15 protein-coding genes are annotated in these 17605 nt (G+C 59.0%); 10 read left to right on the forward strand and 5 right to left on the reverse strand.

Translation table 11 applies throughout. From position 1 onward, the window contains the following. Positions 1 to 81: 81 nt before the first annotated feature. A complete protein-coding gene (gene metG / locus ACIOWE_RS24840; protein WP_401397007.1) occupies positions 82 to 2133 on the reverse strand; it encodes a methionine--tRNA ligase in 2052 nt (683 codons plus the stop codon). Between the two features lie 343 nt (positions 2134 to 2476). Here metG and apbC point away from each other — a divergent pair, with 343 nt between their 5' ends. After that, positions 2477 to 3571 (forward strand): iron-sulfur cluster carrier protein ApbC, encoded by a 1095-nt coding sequence (gene apbC / locus ACIOWE_RS24845; RefSeq protein WP_401397010.1) that lies wholly within the window; start codon positions 2477 to 2479, stop codon positions 3569 to 3571. 132 nt (positions 3572 to 3703) lie between these two features. On the opposite strand, the gene ACIOWE_RS24850 is transcribed toward apbC, so the two are convergent. After that, positions 3704 to 4462, reverse strand: coding sequence for an SDR family oxidoreductase (locus ACIOWE_RS24850; RefSeq protein ID WP_053123391.1), 759 nt, complete (start codon positions 4460 to 4462; stop codon positions 3704 to 3706). 161 nt (positions 4463 to 4623) lie between these two features. On the opposite strand from ACIOWE_RS24850, the gene ACIOWE_RS24855 reads away from it, so the two are divergent. The 4 genes from ACIOWE_RS24855 (at position 4624) to groEL (ending at position 7596) form a co-directional block, all read left to right on the forward strand. Next, a complete protein-coding gene (locus ACIOWE_RS24855) occupies positions 4624 to 5355 on the forward strand; it encodes a HugZ family protein (protein ID WP_401397013.1) in 732 nt (243 codons plus the stop codon). A 65-nt stretch (positions 5356 to 5420) separates the two neighbouring features. Then, the gene (locus tag ACIOWE_RS24860; RefSeq protein WP_201236985.1) at positions 5421 to 5897 is read left to right on the forward strand and encodes an FxsA family protein; all 477 of its coding nucleotides are present in this window, start codon (positions 5421 to 5423) and stop codon (positions 5895 to 5897) included. A 260-nt stretch (positions 5898 to 6157) separates the two neighbouring features. Further along, positions 6158 to 6451, forward strand: coding sequence for a co-chaperone GroES (locus tag ACIOWE_RS24865; RefSeq protein ID WP_003227685.1), 294 nt, complete (start codon positions 6158 to 6160; stop codon positions 6449 to 6451). Positions 6452 to 6501: 50 nt separating this feature from the next. Then, positions 6502 to 7596: a chaperonin GroEL gene (gene groEL, locus ACIOWE_RS24870; protein ID WP_401397015.1), complete on the forward strand. Its 1095-nt coding sequence runs from the start codon at positions 6502 to 6504 to the stop codon at positions 7594 to 7596. A gap of 199 nt (positions 7597 to 7795) precedes the next feature. Here the strand turns inward: groEL and ACIOWE_RS24875 are convergent, their stop codons facing one another. Then, positions 7796 to 8539, reverse strand: a complete 744-nt coding sequence (locus ACIOWE_RS24875) for a phosphatase PAP2 family protein (RefSeq protein WP_401397018.1) — start codon at positions 8537 to 8539, stop codon at positions 7796 to 7798. A 54-nt stretch (positions 8540 to 8593) separates the two neighbouring features. Beyond that, on the reverse strand, positions 8594 to 10543 hold the full coding sequence (locus tag ACIOWE_RS24880; protein ID WP_401397021.1) for an LTA synthase family protein: 1950 nt from the start codon (positions 10541 to 10543) through the stop codon (positions 8594 to 8596). Between the two features lie 203 nt (positions 10544 to 10746). On the opposite strand from ACIOWE_RS24880, the gene ACIOWE_RS24885 reads away from it, so the two are divergent. The 5 genes from ACIOWE_RS24885 (at position 10747) to ACIOWE_RS24905 (ending at position 14475) form a co-directional block, all read left to right on the forward strand. Then, positions 10747 to 11430, forward strand: a complete 684-nt coding sequence (locus tag ACIOWE_RS24885; protein WP_201236988.1) for a response regulator transcription factor — start codon at positions 10747 to 10749, stop codon at positions 11428 to 11430. Further along, on the forward strand, positions 11420 to 12703 hold the full coding sequence (locus tag ACIOWE_RS24890; protein ID WP_201236989.1) for a HAMP domain-containing sensor histidine kinase: 1284 nt from the start codon (positions 11420 to 11422) through the stop codon (positions 12701 to 12703). The genes ACIOWE_RS24885 and ACIOWE_RS24890 overlap by 11 nt, the downstream gene beginning before the upstream one ends. Positions 12704 to 12855: 152 nt before the next feature. Continuing rightward, positions 12856 to 13524, forward strand: coding sequence for a class I SAM-dependent methyltransferase (locus ACIOWE_RS24895; RefSeq protein WP_103305502.1), 669 nt, complete (start codon positions 12856 to 12858; stop codon positions 13522 to 13524). Between the two features lie 4 nt (positions 13525 to 13528). Further along, positions 13529 to 14245, forward strand: a complete 717-nt coding sequence (locus tag ACIOWE_RS24900; RefSeq protein WP_401397025.1) for a lipopolysaccharide kinase InaA family protein — start codon at positions 13529 to 13531, stop codon at positions 14243 to 14245. Positions 14246 to 14247: 2 nt separating this feature from the next. After that, positions 14248 to 14475 (forward strand): hypothetical protein, encoded by a 228-nt coding sequence (locus tag ACIOWE_RS24905; RefSeq protein ID WP_034153490.1) that lies wholly within the window; start codon positions 14248 to 14250, stop codon positions 14473 to 14475. Between the two features lie 82 nt (positions 14476 to 14557). Here ACIOWE_RS24905 and ACIOWE_RS24910 read toward each other — a convergent pair whose 3' ends face one another. Further along, entirely contained in the window at positions 14558 to 17593 is a 3036-nt protein-coding gene (locus ACIOWE_RS24910; RefSeq protein ID WP_401397028.1) for a multidrug efflux RND transporter permease subunit, read from the reverse strand. Positions 17594 to 17605 lie beyond the last annotated feature (12 nt).

Here is a 17605-nt window from a genome sequence, read left to right on the forward strand (position 1 = left end):
GCACACCGGAAGGGTGGGCCAGATATGAAAAATCCCACCGGCATGCAGGGCACGCCGGTGGGATCGATTTGCCGCCGCGTCTTACTTGATGCGTTGGCCTGGCTTCGCGCCGCTGTCCGGGCTCAGCAGGTAGATTTCTTCACCGCCGGGGCCTGCGGCCATCACCATGCCTTCGGAAATACCGAACTTCATTTTCCGTGGCTTGAGGTTGGCGATCATCATAGTCAGGCGACCGTCGAGTCTGGACGGATCCGGGTAAGCGCTCTTGATCCCCGAGAACACGTTGCGTTGCTCGTCACCGATGTCCAGCGTCAGGCGCAGCAGCTTGTCAGCGCCTTCCACATGTTCGGCCTTGACGATCAGTGCGACGCGCAGGTCGATGGCGGCAAAGGCGTCGAAGTCGATTTCCGGCGACAGCGGATCCTTGGCCAGTTCGCCGTTGCCCGCCGGTGCGGCTGCACCGGTATCGGTCTGGCTGGCGGTCAGGTCTTCTTTCGAGGCGTCGGTCATGGCTTGCACTTTTACCGGGTCGATGCGGGTCATCAACGGCTTGAATTCGTTCAACTGGTGGTTGGCCAGCAGGGTGGTGTGGTCGTTCCAGGTCAGCGGGGCAACGTTGAGGAATGCCTCGGCATCGGCAGCCAAAAGCGGCAGCACCGGTTTGAGGAAGATCACCAGTTGGCGGAACAGATTGATGCCGGTGGCGCAGATCGCCTGGACTTCATCCTGCTTGCCTTCCTGCTTGTTCAACGACCACGGCGCCTTGTCGGCGATCCACGCGTTGGCGCGGTCGGCGAGAGCCATGGTTTCACGCATGGCGCGGGCAAAGTCGCGGGCTTCATAGGCGTCGGCAATGCTTGGCGCGGCGGCGAGGAAAGCCTCGGTCAGTTCAGGCGCGGCATTGTTGTCGACCAGCAGGCCGGCGTTGCCCTTCTGAATGAAACCGGCGCAACGGCTGGCGATGTTGACGACTTTGCCGACCAGGTCGGAGTTGACCTTCTGCACGAAGTCTTCGAGGTTCAGGTCGAGGTCGTCGACGCCACGGCCCAGCTTGGCCGCGTAGTAGTAGCGCAGGTATTCCGGCGACAGGTGATCGAGGTACGTACGGGCCTTGATGAAGGTGCCGCGGGACTTCGACATCTTCTGACCGTTGACGGTCAAGTAGCCGTGCACGTTGATCCCGGTTGGCTTGCGGTAGCCCGCGCCTTCGAGCATCGCTGGCCAGAACAGCGCGTGGAAGTTGACGATGTCCTTGCCGATGAAGTGGTACAGCTCGGCGGTGGAGTCCTTGGCCCAGAACGCATCGAAGTCCAGCTCCGGCGTACGGTCGCAAAGGTTCTTGAAGCTGGCCATGTAGCCGATCGGCGCGTCCAGCCACACATAGAAGTACTTGCCCGGCTCATCCGGGATCTCGAAACCGAAGTACGGCGCGTCGCGGGAGATGTCCCACTGTTGCAGGCCGGCATCCAGCCATTCGGCGATCTTGTTGGCGACGGCGTCCTGCAGGGTGCCGCTGCGGGTCCAGGTCTGCAGCATTTGCTGGAAATCCGGCAGCTTGAAGAAGAAGTGCTGGGAATCCTTGAGCACCGGGGTGGCGCCAGAGATCGCCGACTTCGGATCCTTCAGGTCGGTCGGCGCGTAGGTTGCGCCGCATTTTTCGCAGTTATCGCCGTACTGGTCTTCGGTACCGCATTTCGGGCAAGTGCCCTTGATGAAGCGGTCGGCCAGGAACATTTTCTTTTCCGGGTCGAAATACTGAGTGATCGAGCGCTGGGCGATGTGCCCGGCGTCACGCAGTTTCAGGTAGATCTGGCTCGACAGCTCACGGTTTTCTTCGGCGTGAGTGGAGTGGAAGTTGTCGAAATCGACCAGGAACTCGGCAAAGTCGGCGCTGTGTTCAGCCTGCACGTTGGCGATCAATTGTTCCGGGGTGATGCCTTCCTTTTCTGCACGCAGCATGATCGCCGAACCGTGGGCGTCGTCGGCGCAGACATAGATGCATTGATTGCCGCGATGCTTCTGGAAGCGCACCCACATATCGGTCTGGATATATTCCAGCATATGGCCAAGGTGAATCGAACCGTTGGCGTAGGGCAGGGCGCTGGTGACGAGGATCTTGCGTGGTTCGGACATGTGGGGCTTCGCTACTTGATGAAACGGAGGTCGGCCACTATAAAGCGCTGGCGCATATTTTTCACCCTGTGCACCTGTTTCCGGATGCCGCGACCGCAATAACCGGATGGACCGGCTGCAATATTATTGTGGCGAGGGAGCTTGCTCCCGCTGGGTGGCGAAGCCGCCCCACCCCCGGCCATGCCAACTAGACCGGTGTGGCCTGATTGCGGCTGCTGCGCACCCGAGCGGGAGCAAGCTCCCTCGCCACAGAATGTGTTTGGCTATAAATCCGCTCACCACAATTCAATCTGCGGGGTACGATACCCGCCATCTTTTCCCAGTCTTGTTATCGGAGTTGCCCATGAGTGCCGTCACTCGCGCAGCGGTGGAAGCCGTCCTCAGCCAATACACTGACCCTTACCTGAATCAGGACCCGGTCAGCGCCGGTTGCGTGAAGAACATCGAGATCATCGGTGATCGCGTCAACGTCCAGCTGGAAATCGGCTATGCCGCCGGTCTGTTCAAGAGCGGCTGGGCACAATTGCTGCAATTGGCCATCGAAAACCTCGATGGCGTAGTGATCGCCAAAGTCGAGGTCAACAGCGTGATTGCCGCGCACAAGGCTCAGGCGCAGATTCCCGGGCTGGCCAACGTCAAGAACGTGATCGCGGTCGCCTCGGGCAAGGGCGGTGTGGGCAAATCGACCACGGCGGCCAACCTCGCACTGGCACTGGCCCGCGAAGGCGCCAAGGTCGGCATTCTCGACGCCGATATCTACGGCCCGAGCCAGGGCATCATGTTCGGCATCCCCGAGCGTACCCGTCCTGAAGTCAGGGATCAGAAGTGGTTCGTGCCACTCAAGGCCCACGGCGTGGAAGTCATGTCGATGGCTTTCCTGACCGACGACAACACGCCGATGGTCTGGCGCGGTCCGATGGTTTCCGGCGCGCTGCTGCAACTGGTCACGCAAACCGCGTGGGGCGATCTGGATTATCTGGTCATCGACATGCCGCCAGGCACCGGCGACATCCAGCTGACCCTGGCGCAGAAAGTCCCGGTGGCGGGCGCTGTGATCGTCACCACCCCGCAGGATCTGGCACTGCTCGACGCGCGCAAAGGCGTGGAAATGTTCCGCAAGGTCAACATCCCAGTGCTGGGCGTGGTGGAAAACATGGCGGTGCACATCTGCTCGAACTGCGGACATGCCGAGCATCTGTTCGGTGAGGGCGGTGGCGAGAAGCTGGCGACCCAATATGGCGTCGAACTGCTGGCTTCACTGCCTTTGTCGATGCTGATCCGCGAACAGGCCGATGGCGGCAAACCGACGGTGATCGCCGAGCCGGACAGTCAGATTTCCATGGTCTATCAGGATCTGGCCCGCAAAGTGGGAGCGCGGATCGTGTTGCAGGAAGCGGCAACGCCGGCGATGCCGAACATCACCATCAGCGACGATTGATGCACCAGCAACACTGAAAAACGTGTGGGAGCGAGCCTGCTCGCGAAGAGGGAGTGTCAGTCAACCAAGATGTTGTCTGAAACACCGCTTTCGCGAGCAGGCTCGCTCCCACATTGGTTTTTGTGTAGTCAGTTAGATGCGCAACCCGCCATCCATCTCCAGAATCCGCCCGGTGTAGTAATCGTTCTCGAAGATGTACGCCGCCGAATGAGCGATCTCTTCCGGCTTGCCCATGCGCTTGAGCGGAATCCCCGAAGTCATTTTCTCCAGCGCTTCCGGCTTCATGCCCAGGGTCATCTCGGTCTCGATGAAGCCCGGCGCAATGCCTGCCACGCGGATGCCATAACGCGCCAGCTCTTTGGCCCAGGTCACGGTCGCCGCCGCAACACCCGCCTTGGCGGCGGAGTAGTTGGTCTGGCCGACGTTGCCCGCGCGGGAGATCGACGAAATGTTGATGATCGCGCCGCTGTTCTTCAGCTCGACCATTTTTGCCGCCACTTCACGGGTGCACAGGAACACGCCGGTCAGGTTGACGTCGATCACCGCCTGCCATTGGGCCAGGCTCATCTTGGTCATTTCGCCGTCCTTGACCTTGAGCAGCAAGCCATCGCGCAGGATCCCGGCGTTGTTGATCAAACCGTGGATTGCGCCGAAATCTGCCGCCACCTGGGCGACCATGTGTTCGACCTGTTCTTCATTGGCGACGTTGCACAGATAGCTGCGCGCCTCTACGCCCTTGGCTTTGCAAGCGGCCACTGCGTCGTCGAGTTTTTCCTGGTTCAGATCGACCAGTGCCAGCTTCGCGCCTTTGCCGGCGAAATACTCGGCCATCGAACGGCCCAAACCCTGGCAACCGCCGGTGATAATGATTACTTTGTCGTTGAGTTGCATTCGCATGCCCCGATAGCAGGTCAGAGTGGTTTTCCTTGGAGAGCCTCTCGATCTGCGCCCGACGTGGCCTGGCTGCACATGAGAATTGCCCCGAAGGTGATCGGAACTTATCCCGTTCACCTGTCCGTTTTTTCGACGGATTCTATTTAAGGAGTCATAAATTGAGCGTTGAAGTGGCCAAGAATGCCCGAGAATTGCTTCTCAAGGAATACCGCGGAGTGCTGTCGACCCACTCCAAATCGATGCCCGGTTTTCCCTTTGGCTCCGTCGTGCCTTATTGTCTGGACGAGCAGGGCCAGCCGCTGATCCTGATCAGCCGCATCGCCCAGCACACCCATAACCTGCAAAAAGACCCGAAGTGCTCGATGCTGGTGGGTGAGCGCGAGGCCGATGACGTGCAAGCCGTTGGTCGGCTGACCTATCTGGCTGAAGCCGAAAAGCTCGACGACGCCGCTGCCATTGAAGCCGCCGCCGAGCGCTACTATCGCTATTTCCCTGACTCACAGAACTACCACAAGGCCCATGATTTCGATTTCTGGGTGTTGAAACCGGTGCGCCATCGCTACATCGGCGGTTTCGGCGCGATTCACTGGATCGATCAGCTGACCCTGGCCAACCCGTTCGCCGGCAAAGCTGAAATCAGCATGGTCGAGCACATGAACAGCGACCACGCCAAAGCCATCGCGCATTACGTCGATCTGGCCGGCCTGCCGAAAACCGTGCCGGCGCAAATGGCCGGGATCGACACCGAGGGCATGCACCTGCGCATCGGTCAGGCGCTCTACTGGTTGCCGTTTCAAGCGCCTTGTCATACGCCGATACAAGTGCGCGAAGCCTTGGTTTCTCTGGCTCACGCCGAGGTCTGGCCAAAAAAGGCAGTGGCCGACGCTTGAATTCACGAAAGGGCGACGTCATCTAAGGCTTACTGCAAGGCATTTCTTGCGTTGAGGAAATTTTGATGCGCCCTTTTTTGTTGCTCTTTCTGCTGTTTCCGGTGCTGGAGCTCTTCGTATTCGTCAAAGTGGCAGGGGCTATCGGGTTTTTCCCGGCCCTGCTGCTGATCATTCTCGGCTCGATGTTCGGTGTGTTCGTGCTGCGCGTCGCCGGTCTGGCAACGGCACTGCGTGCCCGTGAAAGCCTGAACCGCGGCGAACTGCCTGCGCAAACCATGCTTGAAGGCCTGATGCTGGCACTGGCGGGTGGCTTGTTGATCCTGCCGGGCTTCATCAGCGACGTGGTCGGTCTGGTGATGTTGCTGCCGTTCACGCGTCGTCTGCTGGCGAACAAAATGCGCCAGCGCGCCGAAGATCAGGCGATGCGCCAGCGTGCGTTCGCCGACGACCTGCAACCCCGTGGCGGTCCTGCACCGCGCCAGCCTTTGGGCCGCGAGGGGGATGTGATCGAAGGCGAATTCGAACACCGCGATACCAAGTAACCTGTTCAGCGACACGGCACCTTCGGGTGCCGTGCTCGTTTATGGGCTGTTTTTGTGCTGAACATTCGCGAAAATTTTTTAGCCTCGCCCTTGTAATAAGCTTATGCGCCCCTATGTAACGGTCACCGAAAGGTTTCCGACATTCAAGTCGGACAGACTTCCGCGGCTCGCTCGACGAACCGCAACCGGCGCAGGCCGGATTTGTTAAACCCGCCGGGACTACACCGGCCGATGAAAACCACAATTAGGAGAGATCGACAATGAAGCTTCGTCCTCTGCATGACCGCGTCGTTATCCGTCGCAGCGAAGAAGAAAAGAAAACCGCTGGCGGTATCGTCCTGCCAGGTTCGGCTGCTGAAAAAGCCAACCACGGTGTGATTGTCGCTGCAGGCCCAGGCAAGACCCTGGAAAACGGTGAAGTGCGTGCGCTGGCCGTTAAAGTCGGCGACAAGGTTGTGTTCGGTCCTTACTCCGGCAGCAACACTGTGAAAGTCGACGGCGAAGACCTGCTGGTAATGGCTGAGAACGAGATTCTCGCCGTACTGGAAGGCTGATTCCCCCGCTCATTTTCCCGCTACTACAAAGTATTTAAGGAATATCGATCTTGGCTGCTAAAGAAGTTAAATTCGGCGATTCCGCCCGCAATAAATTGCTCACCGGTGTCAACGTCCTGGCTGACGCATTAAAAGCGACCCTGGGCCCGAAAGGCCGTAACGTGATCATCGAGAAGAGCTTCGGCGCTCCGACCATCACCAAGGACGGCGTTTCCGTCGCCAAAGCCGGCCGTCCATTGCTGATCGTATCGGAAGACGTTGAAGGCGAAGCCCTGGCGACTCTGGTAGTGAACAACATGCGTGGCATCGTCAAAGTCGCAGCCGTCAAGGCTCCAGGCTTCGGCGACCGTCGCAAGGCCATGCTGCAGGACATCGCTGTTCTGACCGGCGGTACCGTTATCTCCGAAGAGATCGGCCTGAGCCTGGAAAGCGCCACCCTGGAAAACCTGGGCAGCGCCAAGCGTGTGACCATCTCCAAGGAAAACACCATCATCGTTGACGGTGCTGGCGTAGAAGCCGACATCCAGGCGCGTATCGCTCAGATCCGTGCTCAGGTTGGCGAAACTTCGTCCGACTACGACCGTGAAAAACTGCAAGAGCGTCTGGCCAAGCTGTCCGGCGGCGTTGCAGTGATCAAGGTTGGCGCTGGTTCCGAAGTAGAAATGAAAGAGAAGAAAGCCCGCGTTGAAGACGCCCTGCACGCCACCCGTGCAGCCGTTGAAGAAGGCGTGGTACCTGGCGGCGGCGTAGCGCTGATCCGTGCTCTGGAAGCTATCCTGGATCTGAAAGGCGACAACGCCGATCAGGACGTGGGTATCGCTGTTCTGCGTCGTGCTGTTGAAGCTCCGATGCGTCAGATCGCTGCCAACTCCGGCGACGAGCCAAGCGTTGTGGTCAACGAAGTCAAGAACGGCAAAGGTAACTTCGGTTACAACGCTGCGACTGGCGAGTACGGCGACATGATCGAAATGGGCATCCTGGACCCAACCAAGGTTACCCGTTCCGCGCTGCAAGCTGCATCGTCGATCGGCGGTCTGATCCTGACCACCGAAGCTGCAATTGCCGACGCACCGAAGAAAGACGGTGGCGCTGGTGGTGGCATGCCAGACATGGGCGGCATGGGTGGCATGGGCGGCATGATGTAAGCCAGCCTTACCCCCGTAACGCAAAACCCCGCTGGCTCTCGCCAGCGGGGTTTTTTATTACCTTTGATTCAGTGTTGGCTCAGAAGCGAGGCGCGGCCATCGCTGGCAAGCCAGACTCCCACAGGGATTGCCAGTGATCACAGATGTAATGGGCAGCAGTGAAACCTGTGGGAGCTGGCTTGCCAGCGATTGCGTCGGATCAGGCGCTGACAGGTTGTGCCTTTACCACGGGATCAGCCTTCAGCGCCGGGCGATACAGCACCCAGTAATACGACCCCAGACAAATCAGCCAACAGAAAATCGCCGTCCAGACGTTGTGCGAAAAGAAGTGCGCGCCCTGCATCATCCGGCTGATCGAAAACACCGAGCCCAACGCAAAGGCAAAAATGAACGCTTGCCGAGCCAGACGCGGACGCCGATCACGCAGCACAAAGAACAGCGCAAACAGGGTGAAGCCGGTTGCGGCATGACCGCCGGGCCAGCAACGACCGGGTTTGTCGGTAGGCGGACGATGGTCGAGCAGTTTGCTGTAGGTCTCATGGCCACCGAATTGCTCAAGGCTCCATGGGCATTGCACGGCCGTCACGGCTTTGACCGGCGTGACGAACGACGTCGCCAGCCCCAGAGACAACACCAGGCAACCGAGTTCGCGCTTGAACGGTTTCAGTCGTTGAATGAAGAACGAACCAATAAATCCCAGAATCGCGAACACCGAGAAGCCGATGACCACTTGCTTGGCGCGGTCGTGAAGAATGTTCTCGAGGAAAAAACTGTGGCGACCGATGAAGTCACCGGCCACCGGGTCGTAAAACATTCGCGCCAGAACCATGTCCAGATCGGTCATTTCCAGCAGGATCAGAGTGATTGCCGCGACGGCGGGAATGCCCAGGCATAACCACAGGTTCAGCGGGCGAGGGGTGGCACGTACAGCACTTGATGACATGACGGATCCTGAACAAAAGAACACGCCCCGGGGCATCAGCCCGGGGCGCTTCGATTAACGTTCGCTGACTTGCGGAGCACCCTCCTTGGGTGCTTTCCAGCCAAGCAGCTGTTGCTTGAAGCCATAACTGGCCGTTTGGTAATACGTGATGGCGCGGCTGATCAGCGGGTCATCGCTGCTCGCCCGGGATTCGCGGCTCTCGCTCAAGGCATCGTCGTGGCGACGCAAACCCTGACGCGGACTGAGGATCGCCAGATCCTTGCCGTCGAACAGCCCCAGATGCTGGTAGTTACCCACAACCACACGCGGCGGCAGCGGATTGTCCAGCAGCAGGTTGCGACCGAAGAACGTCGACTGATAATCCATGTTGAGCAAGCCGAGCAGGGTCGGCGCGAGGTCAATCTGGCTGGCCAGTTGACTGTTCTCACGTGGTTCGATCAGCTTCGGTGCATAGATGAACAGCGGGATCTGATAGTTGGCGATCGGCAGGTCTTCCTTGCCGGCGCTGCCCGCCGTGTGGTCGGCGACGAAAATGAAGATCGTATTGTCGAACCACGGTTTGCGTCGCGCCTGTTCGAGGAACTGGCCGATGGCGTAGTCGGTGTACTTGACCGCGCCATCACGGCCGTTGCCGGATTTGATGTCGATGCGATTGTCCGGGTAGGTGTAAGGACGATGGTTGGACGTGGTCATCAATTGCAGCAGGAATGGTTGCTGCTTGGCGTAATCGGCATCGGCCAGTTTCAAGGTCTGTTTGTACAGGTCTTCGTCGGCCATGCCCCAGGCATTTTTGAAGTGAATCTCGGCTTCATCGACGCTGCTCTGATCGACAACGCGATAGCCGTTGCCGCTGAAAAACGCGTTCATGTTGTCGAAATAGCCGCGCCCGCCATAGACGAAGACGCTGTCGTAACCGACCGCGCTCAACTGCTGGCCAAGGCTGGCGAAACCGCTTTCACGCCCGATACGCTTGACGATCGAGCGTCCCGGCGTCGGTGGAATGGCCAGGGTGATGGCTTCCAGGTCACGGTCGGTGCGGGTGCCGGTGGCGTAGAAGTTGTTGAAGTACAGGCTCTGCTTGCGCAAGGCATCCAGATTAGGCGTCAGGTTGCGTTCGTCGCCATTGCTGCCCAGGTATTTGGCGCTGAGGCTTTCGATGGTCACCAGGACGATGTTCGGTGTACGCGCGGTGCCGGGGTTGTCGATCATCCGGCGAATATCCTGCGGATCCTGCCCGATGAATCGGGCGTTGGGCTCACTCAGTTCAGCACGAATCTGTCGGGCGACCACATCCGCTGCGTGGCTGCTGTAGAACTGGGCGTAATCCAGTTCGTTGTTTCGGAACGCGGCGAAAAACTGGTAAGGGCCATTGCTCGCCAGCTCATTTTGATAGGCATTGCCACCCTGAGCGCGAGGCGCGTCCTGGCTGAGCAGTTGCAGGCTGAGGCCGGCGACGATCAGCAGACCGAGAGCATTCAACAAACGCCCACGCAATGGCGGCAACGGAGCATCCAGCGCGGCATTGAATGGCTTGCGCAAGGCAACACTGATGGCCACGGCGAGCACACCGAGAATGCTCAGCAACGTGCCGATCGGGTAGGACTCCAGCACGTTGTTCAGCACTTCGTCGGAATACACCAGATAGTCGACGGCGATGAAATTGAAACGCACGCCGAATTCGTCCCAGAACAGCCATTCGGCGGTCGCGGTGAAAAGCATGGCGAACAGGCTGACGGTCAGCAGACCTTGCAGAAACCAGCGATGACCACGACGGCGCCACAGGGCCGGTGGGCACAGCAGCAGGTACAGACCCAACGGCAGCGCCGCATAGGCAAGGAAACCCAAGTCATACAGCAGGCCGATGCCGAACACGGAAAAAGCTCCGCCACCGGCCTCATTCAAATGAGTCAGCAACAGAGCCGTTCGGGTCAGGGCAAATATCACCAGCCAGGCACCGGTGATCAGCAACAGAAGGCGCATGGGCGCCGTCTTGAAAAAGTCCATTGTCTACATTCCTTATATCTAATGGCGCGAGAGTCTCGCGTTGTCACTGTAGTCAGGTTGTGAACCGATAGTGAAAAACTTGTTAAGGCGTGAATTTGGTTGAGAGAGTTGATTTACGAGGCTTTCAGCCCTAGCTCTGAGCTGAATCTGGTCGTAAGCTGCGCGGGCCATGACGGCCGTTACTGTGTACGGAGGAGGTGCCCATGCGAATTTTATTGGTCGAAGACAACCGCGATATCCTGGCCAATCTGGCCGATTACCTGGGGCTGAAGGGTTACACCGTCGATTGCGCCCAGGACGGTCTGTCAGGCCTGCATCTGGCGGCCACCGAGCATTACGACCTGATCGTGCTCGACATCATGTTGCCCGGCATCGACGGCTACACCCTGTGTAAACGCTTGCGCGAAGATGCCCGCCGCGACACCCCGGTGATCATGCTCACCGCTCGCGATCAACTTGACGACCGTTTGCAGGGTTTCAAGTCCGGAGCCGACGATTATCTGGTCAAACCGTTCGCCTTGTCCGAACTGGCTGCGCGAGTCGAAGCCGTCATGCGCCGTACCCAGGGCGGCGGCCGTCGGGCGTTGCAGGTCGGTGACCTGAACTACGACCTCGACACTCTCGAAGTGACCCGCGAGGGCAAGTTTCTCAAACTCAACCCGGTCGGCCTGAAGTTGCTGGCGGTGTTGATGCAGAAGAGCCCGCACGTACTGCGCCGGGAAATTCTCGAAGAGGCGCTGTGGGGCGATGACTGCCCGGACAGCGACAGCCTGCGCAGCCACGTTCACCAGTTGCGTCAGGTGATCGACAAACCGTTTGCCAAACCCTTGCTGCACACCGTGCACGGCGTCGGTTATCGCTTGGCCGAGGGGCGTGATGGAGTTTAAGCAAAGCCTTTCCCAGCGGATCATCATTGCCTTTGCGTTGATGAGCGCGCTGGTGGCCGGGGCGTTCGCGATGGGCATTGTCGCAACGGTGCACCTGGTCGAGGAAAAACTGATTTCGGCAGGGCTGGGTGGTGATTTGCAGCGCCTGTTGTTGATGGACAATGTCTCCGACTGGAGCCATCGTCCGGAGCCCGATCAGCTGTTTTACTTCAGCGGCGGCCCCGGTGATTTCGAACTGCCGAAAGATTTGCGCCACCTCGACTCCGGTTTCCACGAAGTCTTCCGTGAGCAGTTGTCGTATCACGCGATGGTCGAAATCGTCGATGGTCGGCGCTATGTGTTGCTGCAGGATCAAAGCGATTTCGAAGAGCGCGAGCGTGTGCTGTTTGCCGTGGTGCTGGTGGGTTTCGTGCTCAGTCTGGCCTTGGCGGTATTCCTCGGCTGGGTGCTCGCGCGCAAAGTGATGGCGCCGGTGGTGCGGTTGGCGCGGCAGGTACGTCATCGCGATCAGTTGCTCGGGCTGGCGCCACCGCTGGCACCGGATTACGCGGCTGACGAAGTTGGCGAACTAGCGGTGGCGTTTGACGCCACGTTAGGACGGTTACGCCAAGCCCTGACCCGTGAGCGTTTGTTTACCAGTGATGTCAGCCACGAATTACGCACACCGCTGATGGTCTTGGCGAGCTCTTGCGAGTTGCTGCTCGAGAACGCCGCGATCGACCAACGCGGTCGCTCGCAGGTCGAGCGCATTGCTCGCGCCAGTGAGGAAATGCGTGAGCTGGTGCAAACCTTCCTGATGCTTGCGCGTGCCCAGCGCGAAGACGCCGGTTCGGCGCCGCAACAGAATCTTGCGCAAGTGGCGGACAGCCTGCTGTGCGTATGGCGCGAACCGATCGAAAGCAAAGGCCTGACCTTGCAGTTCGAGCCCGGCAATCCTCCCGCTGACTGTTACAACGCAACGTTGCTGACGGCGGTGATGGGCAACCTGCTGCGTAATGCCTGCCATTACACCGAGCAGGGTTTCATTCGTCTGACGCTGACTGCCAACGGCTTTGTGGTCGAGGATTCCGGTGTGGGGATTCCCGAGGAGAAACGCGAGGCGATGTTCGAGCCTTTCGTGCGTGGCAGTGAAAAGCGCGGAGAAGGTCTGGGTCTCGGCTTGTCGCTGGTGCAGCGCATCTGCGAGAACCAGGGCTGGACGGTTACCTTGAGCACAATGAAGCCCAATGGCTGCCGCTTCGAAGTGGATCTTGGCATTATCGAGCGCAAATAGTGGCTCCATGCTACTCCCGCCAACCTGTCTAAATCCTGTATAACGCTGTAATACTTTGCCGGTTTACCTGACGTTTTTTTCACAACTGGATGACCTGACGCTGACACGCCGCTCCTTAAGGTGGGGCCATCAGTAATTCAGGAGTCCTGGTGATGGCCGGCCCGATCAAGCTCGATTTTTCCGAAAAGTACGACGATCAACACGCGCAGAAATATTTGCGTAAACACAAAGAAAGTCTTGGTCGTCGCCTGTCCCACTGGCGTGACGAACAGTTGGCCCGCAAGGCTCTGACACTCGCCGGTGAACCCGGTCTGGTGCTGGACTTGCCCTGCGGTGCCGGACGCTTCTGGCCATTGCTGGCGGAAAAGCACAACCGGGTGATCATCGGTGCGGATAACTCCGAATCGATGATCAAGACGGCACTGCAAGCTCAACCGGCCGATGTGGTCAAACGGGTACAACCCTTGCACACATCTGCGTTCGACATTGCTTTGCCGGATAACGCCGTCGACAGCATTTTTTGCATGCGGCTGCTGCATCACATCGGTGAAGCCGAGCACCGCCGGGCGATTTTGCGCGAATTCGAGCGCGTCACCCGGGACAGCGTGATCGTTTCATTGTGGGTCGACGGCAATTTCAAGGCCTGGAAACGCAAGCGTGCTGAGCAGGATCGTCCCAACCGCGACTACCAGAATCGCTTTGTGTTACCGGTTGCTACGGTCGAAAAAGAATTTGAACAGGCGGGTTTCCGCATTCAGGAACAACTGGACTTTATTCCGCTCTATGCGATGTGGCGGGTTTACGTATTACGCAAGAGGTAACAGGATGGCAGTGCAATTTGCAGCAGAAACGGATGTCGCTCCACAGGACCGTTTTGACTATTACTGGAGTCAGCGCGGTGAGTGGGTGGAAGAACCCAATGTGCGCCGTGGTGGTGAAAGTGGTGTGCAACGGATCGTCGGCCGGGATGGCCAACTGCTGTATGCGAAACGCCAGACTGGACATATTTACCGTAGCTGGCTGCACCCGTTCGGCCGTCCGACCGTGCTGCGCGAACTTGATGCCCTGACCGGCGTCAGCAAACTCGGCGTGCGTGTTCCGCAAATCGTTTTCTGCGGCGCCCAGCCTGATCCGCAGCACAAGTGGCGCGCGCTGTTGGTAACCAAGTCCCTGGACGGTTTCCAGGAACTGGAGCATTGGCTGGCGGCTGCCGGTGGTCGCGATCAGTGCGGTGATGTGATCTATGAGCGCGTGCTCAAGGATCTCGCCGAAAACCTGGCGCGTATGCACAAGGGCCGCTGGCAACACAGCTGCATCTACATCAAACACGTTTTCGTACGGGTGACGGGCGAAGGTGAATCGGCGAAAGTCGAAGTGGCATTGATCGATCTGGAGAAATGCCGCCAGCGTCTGACCGCTTATCGCGCCGCCTCCCATGACATGAAACAATTGCGCCGCCATTCGTCGTTCCGCGACGCGGACTGGAAGAAACTCGTCTATTTTTATGAGACGGCGTTTGGCAGCGCTATCAAAGGTTTATAGCGATGAAACTCGAAATTGCACGAGGTTTGTTCCTGGTAGGGGCCTTGGCAGTTGCTTCACTGGCGGTGGCTGCCTGGGAGCAGCCCCGCATGCAGGTTGTTGGCGCGTCCGTTGACGATGCTCACTGCGCGGTACCACGGGTGGCGAAAGCCTCCGTGGCGACCAAACCCGACCATGATTTGTTGTTGTTCATGTTCGGACTTTCCCAAGGCATGAGGCCGCAGAGTTGAACCGATTGAAGCCCACATAAAAGGCCTCGCAGATGCGAGGCCTTTTTTTATGCCCGAGACGACACAGATCCCGTGTAGGGGGTTACGCGCTTGGTTTGGGATCCGGTTTTGCCAGCAGGGTGTAGATGCAGGGCAGCACAAACAGCGTGAACAACGTACCGATCGACATCCCCGTGGCGATCACCGTGCCGATATCAAACCGGCTCACCGCCCCCGCACCGGTTGCCAGAATCAGCGGCACCATGCCGAATACCATCGCCGCGGTGGTCATCAGCACCGGGCGCAAACGAATGGCGGCCGCTTCTTCCACGGCCTCACGGGCGCTGAGGCCTTTGTCCTTGCGTAGCTGGTTGGCGAATTCGACGATCAGAATCCCGTGCTTGCTGATCAAGCCGATCAGCGTCACCAGCCCGACCTGGGTGTAGATGTTCATGCTCGACCAGCCGAGGAACAGCGGAATCAGCGCGCCGCAGATCGACAGGGGCACCGTCACCAGAATCACCAGCGGATCGCGGAAACTTTCGAACTGCGCCGCCAGCACCAGGAAAATGATTGCCAGCGCCAAGGCGAAGGTCACCCACAAGGCGCTGCCTTCCTGCACAAACTGGCGCGACGCACCGCCGTAGTCGAAAGCAAAACCGGCGGGCGCTTCTTCCCGGGCAATCTGCAACACGGTATCGATCGCTTCACCCATGCTCACCAATGGGAAACCGGAGATCTTCGCCGCATTGAGTTGCTGGAACTGGTTGAGCTGCCTCGGTCGTGCGCGGTCGCTGACCTTGATCAGCGTCGACAGTGGCAGCAACTCACCCTGGGTATTCTTGACGTAGTAGTTGTTCAGCCAGCCTGGATTGTCGCGATACGGCCGTTCAACCTGAGCGATGACCTTGTAACTGCGCCCTTCGATGGTGAAACGGTTGATTTCCGCCTCGCCCAGCAGCGTGGCGAGGGTGCCGCCGAGGTCCTGCATCGACACGCCCATCTGCGCGGCTTTGGCGCGGTCGATGTCGACCACCACCTCCGGTTTGTCGAAGGCCAGATCGAGGTCGACGAAGGCGAACTTGCCCGACTCCATGGCGCGTTTCTTGATCCGGTCGGCGACTTGCAGCAGCAATTCGTAATCGTTGGCGGTGTTGACCACGAATTCGAACGGCAAACCCTCACCAGTGCCCGGCAGGGAGGGCAGGTTGAAACCAAAAATCTGCAAGCCCGGGATGGCGCCCAGTTTGCCTTGCACCTCGGGAAGGATTTGCATCTGCGTGCGGCTGCGCTCGTTCCACGGTTTCAGCAGGAAACCGCCAATCCCCGCCTGCACACCGTTGTAGCCGTTGATCTGGAACGAGGAGTAGTACTCCGGAAACTCCTTGAAGATCTTGATGAACTCGTCGGTGTAGGTACTCAGGTAATCGAGGTTGGTCGGTTGCGGGGCGGTGGCCATCATGAAAATGATGCCCTGGTCTTCGTCCGGCGCCAGTTCCGATTTGGTGAACTTGAGGAACACCGGGATCAGGCACAACACGATCACGGCGAATACCAGCACCACCGGCCGGGTGTTCAGCGTGCCGTGCAGCATGCTTTGGTAGCGGCGTTTGAGGCTGTCGAAGATACGGTCGAGGCGATGCGCCAGGCCGCTGGGATTCTCTTCGTGACGCAGCAAAAAGGCGCACATCATCGGCGACAGCGTCAGCGCAACGACCCCGGAAATCACCACGGCGCCGGCCAGGGTCAATGCGAATTCCTTGAACAGTGCACCGGTCAGCCCGGTGAGGAAACCGATCGGTGCGTAAACAGCCGCCAGGGTGATGGTCATCGACACCACCGGCATGGCGATTTCCCGAGCACCCTCAAGCGCCGCGTCGAAGGGCGTCTTGCCTTCCTCGATATGGCGGTGAATGTTCTCCACCACGACAATCGCATCGTCCACCACCAGGCCGATTGCCAATACCATCGCCAGCAAGGTCAGCAGGTTGATCGAGTAGCCCATCATCTGCATGAAGAACATCACGCCGATCATCGACAGCGGAATGGTCACCACCGGGATCACCACCGAGCGCAGCGCGCCGAGGAACAGGAACACCACGACGATCACGATCAACACGGCTTCGAACAGGGTTTTCACCACTTCGTCGATGGATGCCTGAATGAACAGCGTGGCGTCGTAGGCGATCTCGCTCTTGAGGTTGGGCGGCAGTTGCGCCTCCAGCTCCGGCATCAGTTTGCGCACTTCTCTGATCACATCCAGCGGGTTGGCCCCCGGCGTGGCCTTGATGCCGATGTACACCGATGGCGTGCCGCCGAACGAGCTGATCGAGTCGTAGTTTTCCGCGCCCATTTCCACCCGTGCGACATCGCTGAGCAACACGCGGCTGTCGCCACTGACCTTGAGCGGAATCGCCGCGAAAGCCTCGGCGGATTTCAGTTCGGTGTTGGCGTTGATGCTGGTGACGACGTACTCGCCTTTCACTTCGCCGGCGGCGGAGAGGAAGTTGTACTGGCGCACCGCGTTGGTCACGTCGGTGGCGCTGAGACCGAAACCGGCGAGTTTCACCGGGTCGAGCCACAGGCGCATGGCGAATACCTGGTTACCGAGAATCTCCGCCTCGGCCATGCCCGGCAGGGTCGCCAGTTTTGGCTGGATCACCCGTGACAGGTAGTCGGTGATCTGCGGATTGCTCAAGTCCTTGCTGAAGAAACTGATGTACATCAGTGCCGAAGCGTCGGCGGATTCCTTGCTCAGTACCGGGTCTTCGGCGTCTTGCGGCAGTTTGTTCTTCACCTCGTTGGCCTTGGCCAGCAGTTCGGTGAACAAGCGATCAGTGTTGGAGCCGATGCGTGCGTAGATCGAAATCGTCGAGAAGTTCTGCCGACTGACCGAGGTCATGTAGTCGATACCCTCGGCGCTGGCCAGACTCTGTTGCATCGGCTGGGTGATGTAGCCCTGAATGGTCTCGGCGTTGGCCCCGGGGTACGCCGTGGTCACGGTGATCAGGGCGTTTTCCATTTGCGGGTACTGGCGCAGCGGCAACTTGCTCCAGGCCTGAAAGCCCAACAGCACAATCAACAGGCTGACCACGGTGGCGAGCACCGGGCGGCGGATGAACGGATCAGTAAAAGCCATGGGGAGTCCTTG

It is taken from the genome of Pseudomonas sp. NPDC087598 (assembly GCF_044743525.1).
Lineage (GTDB): Bacteria > Pseudomonadota > Gammaproteobacteria > Pseudomonadales > Pseudomonadaceae > Aquipseudomonas.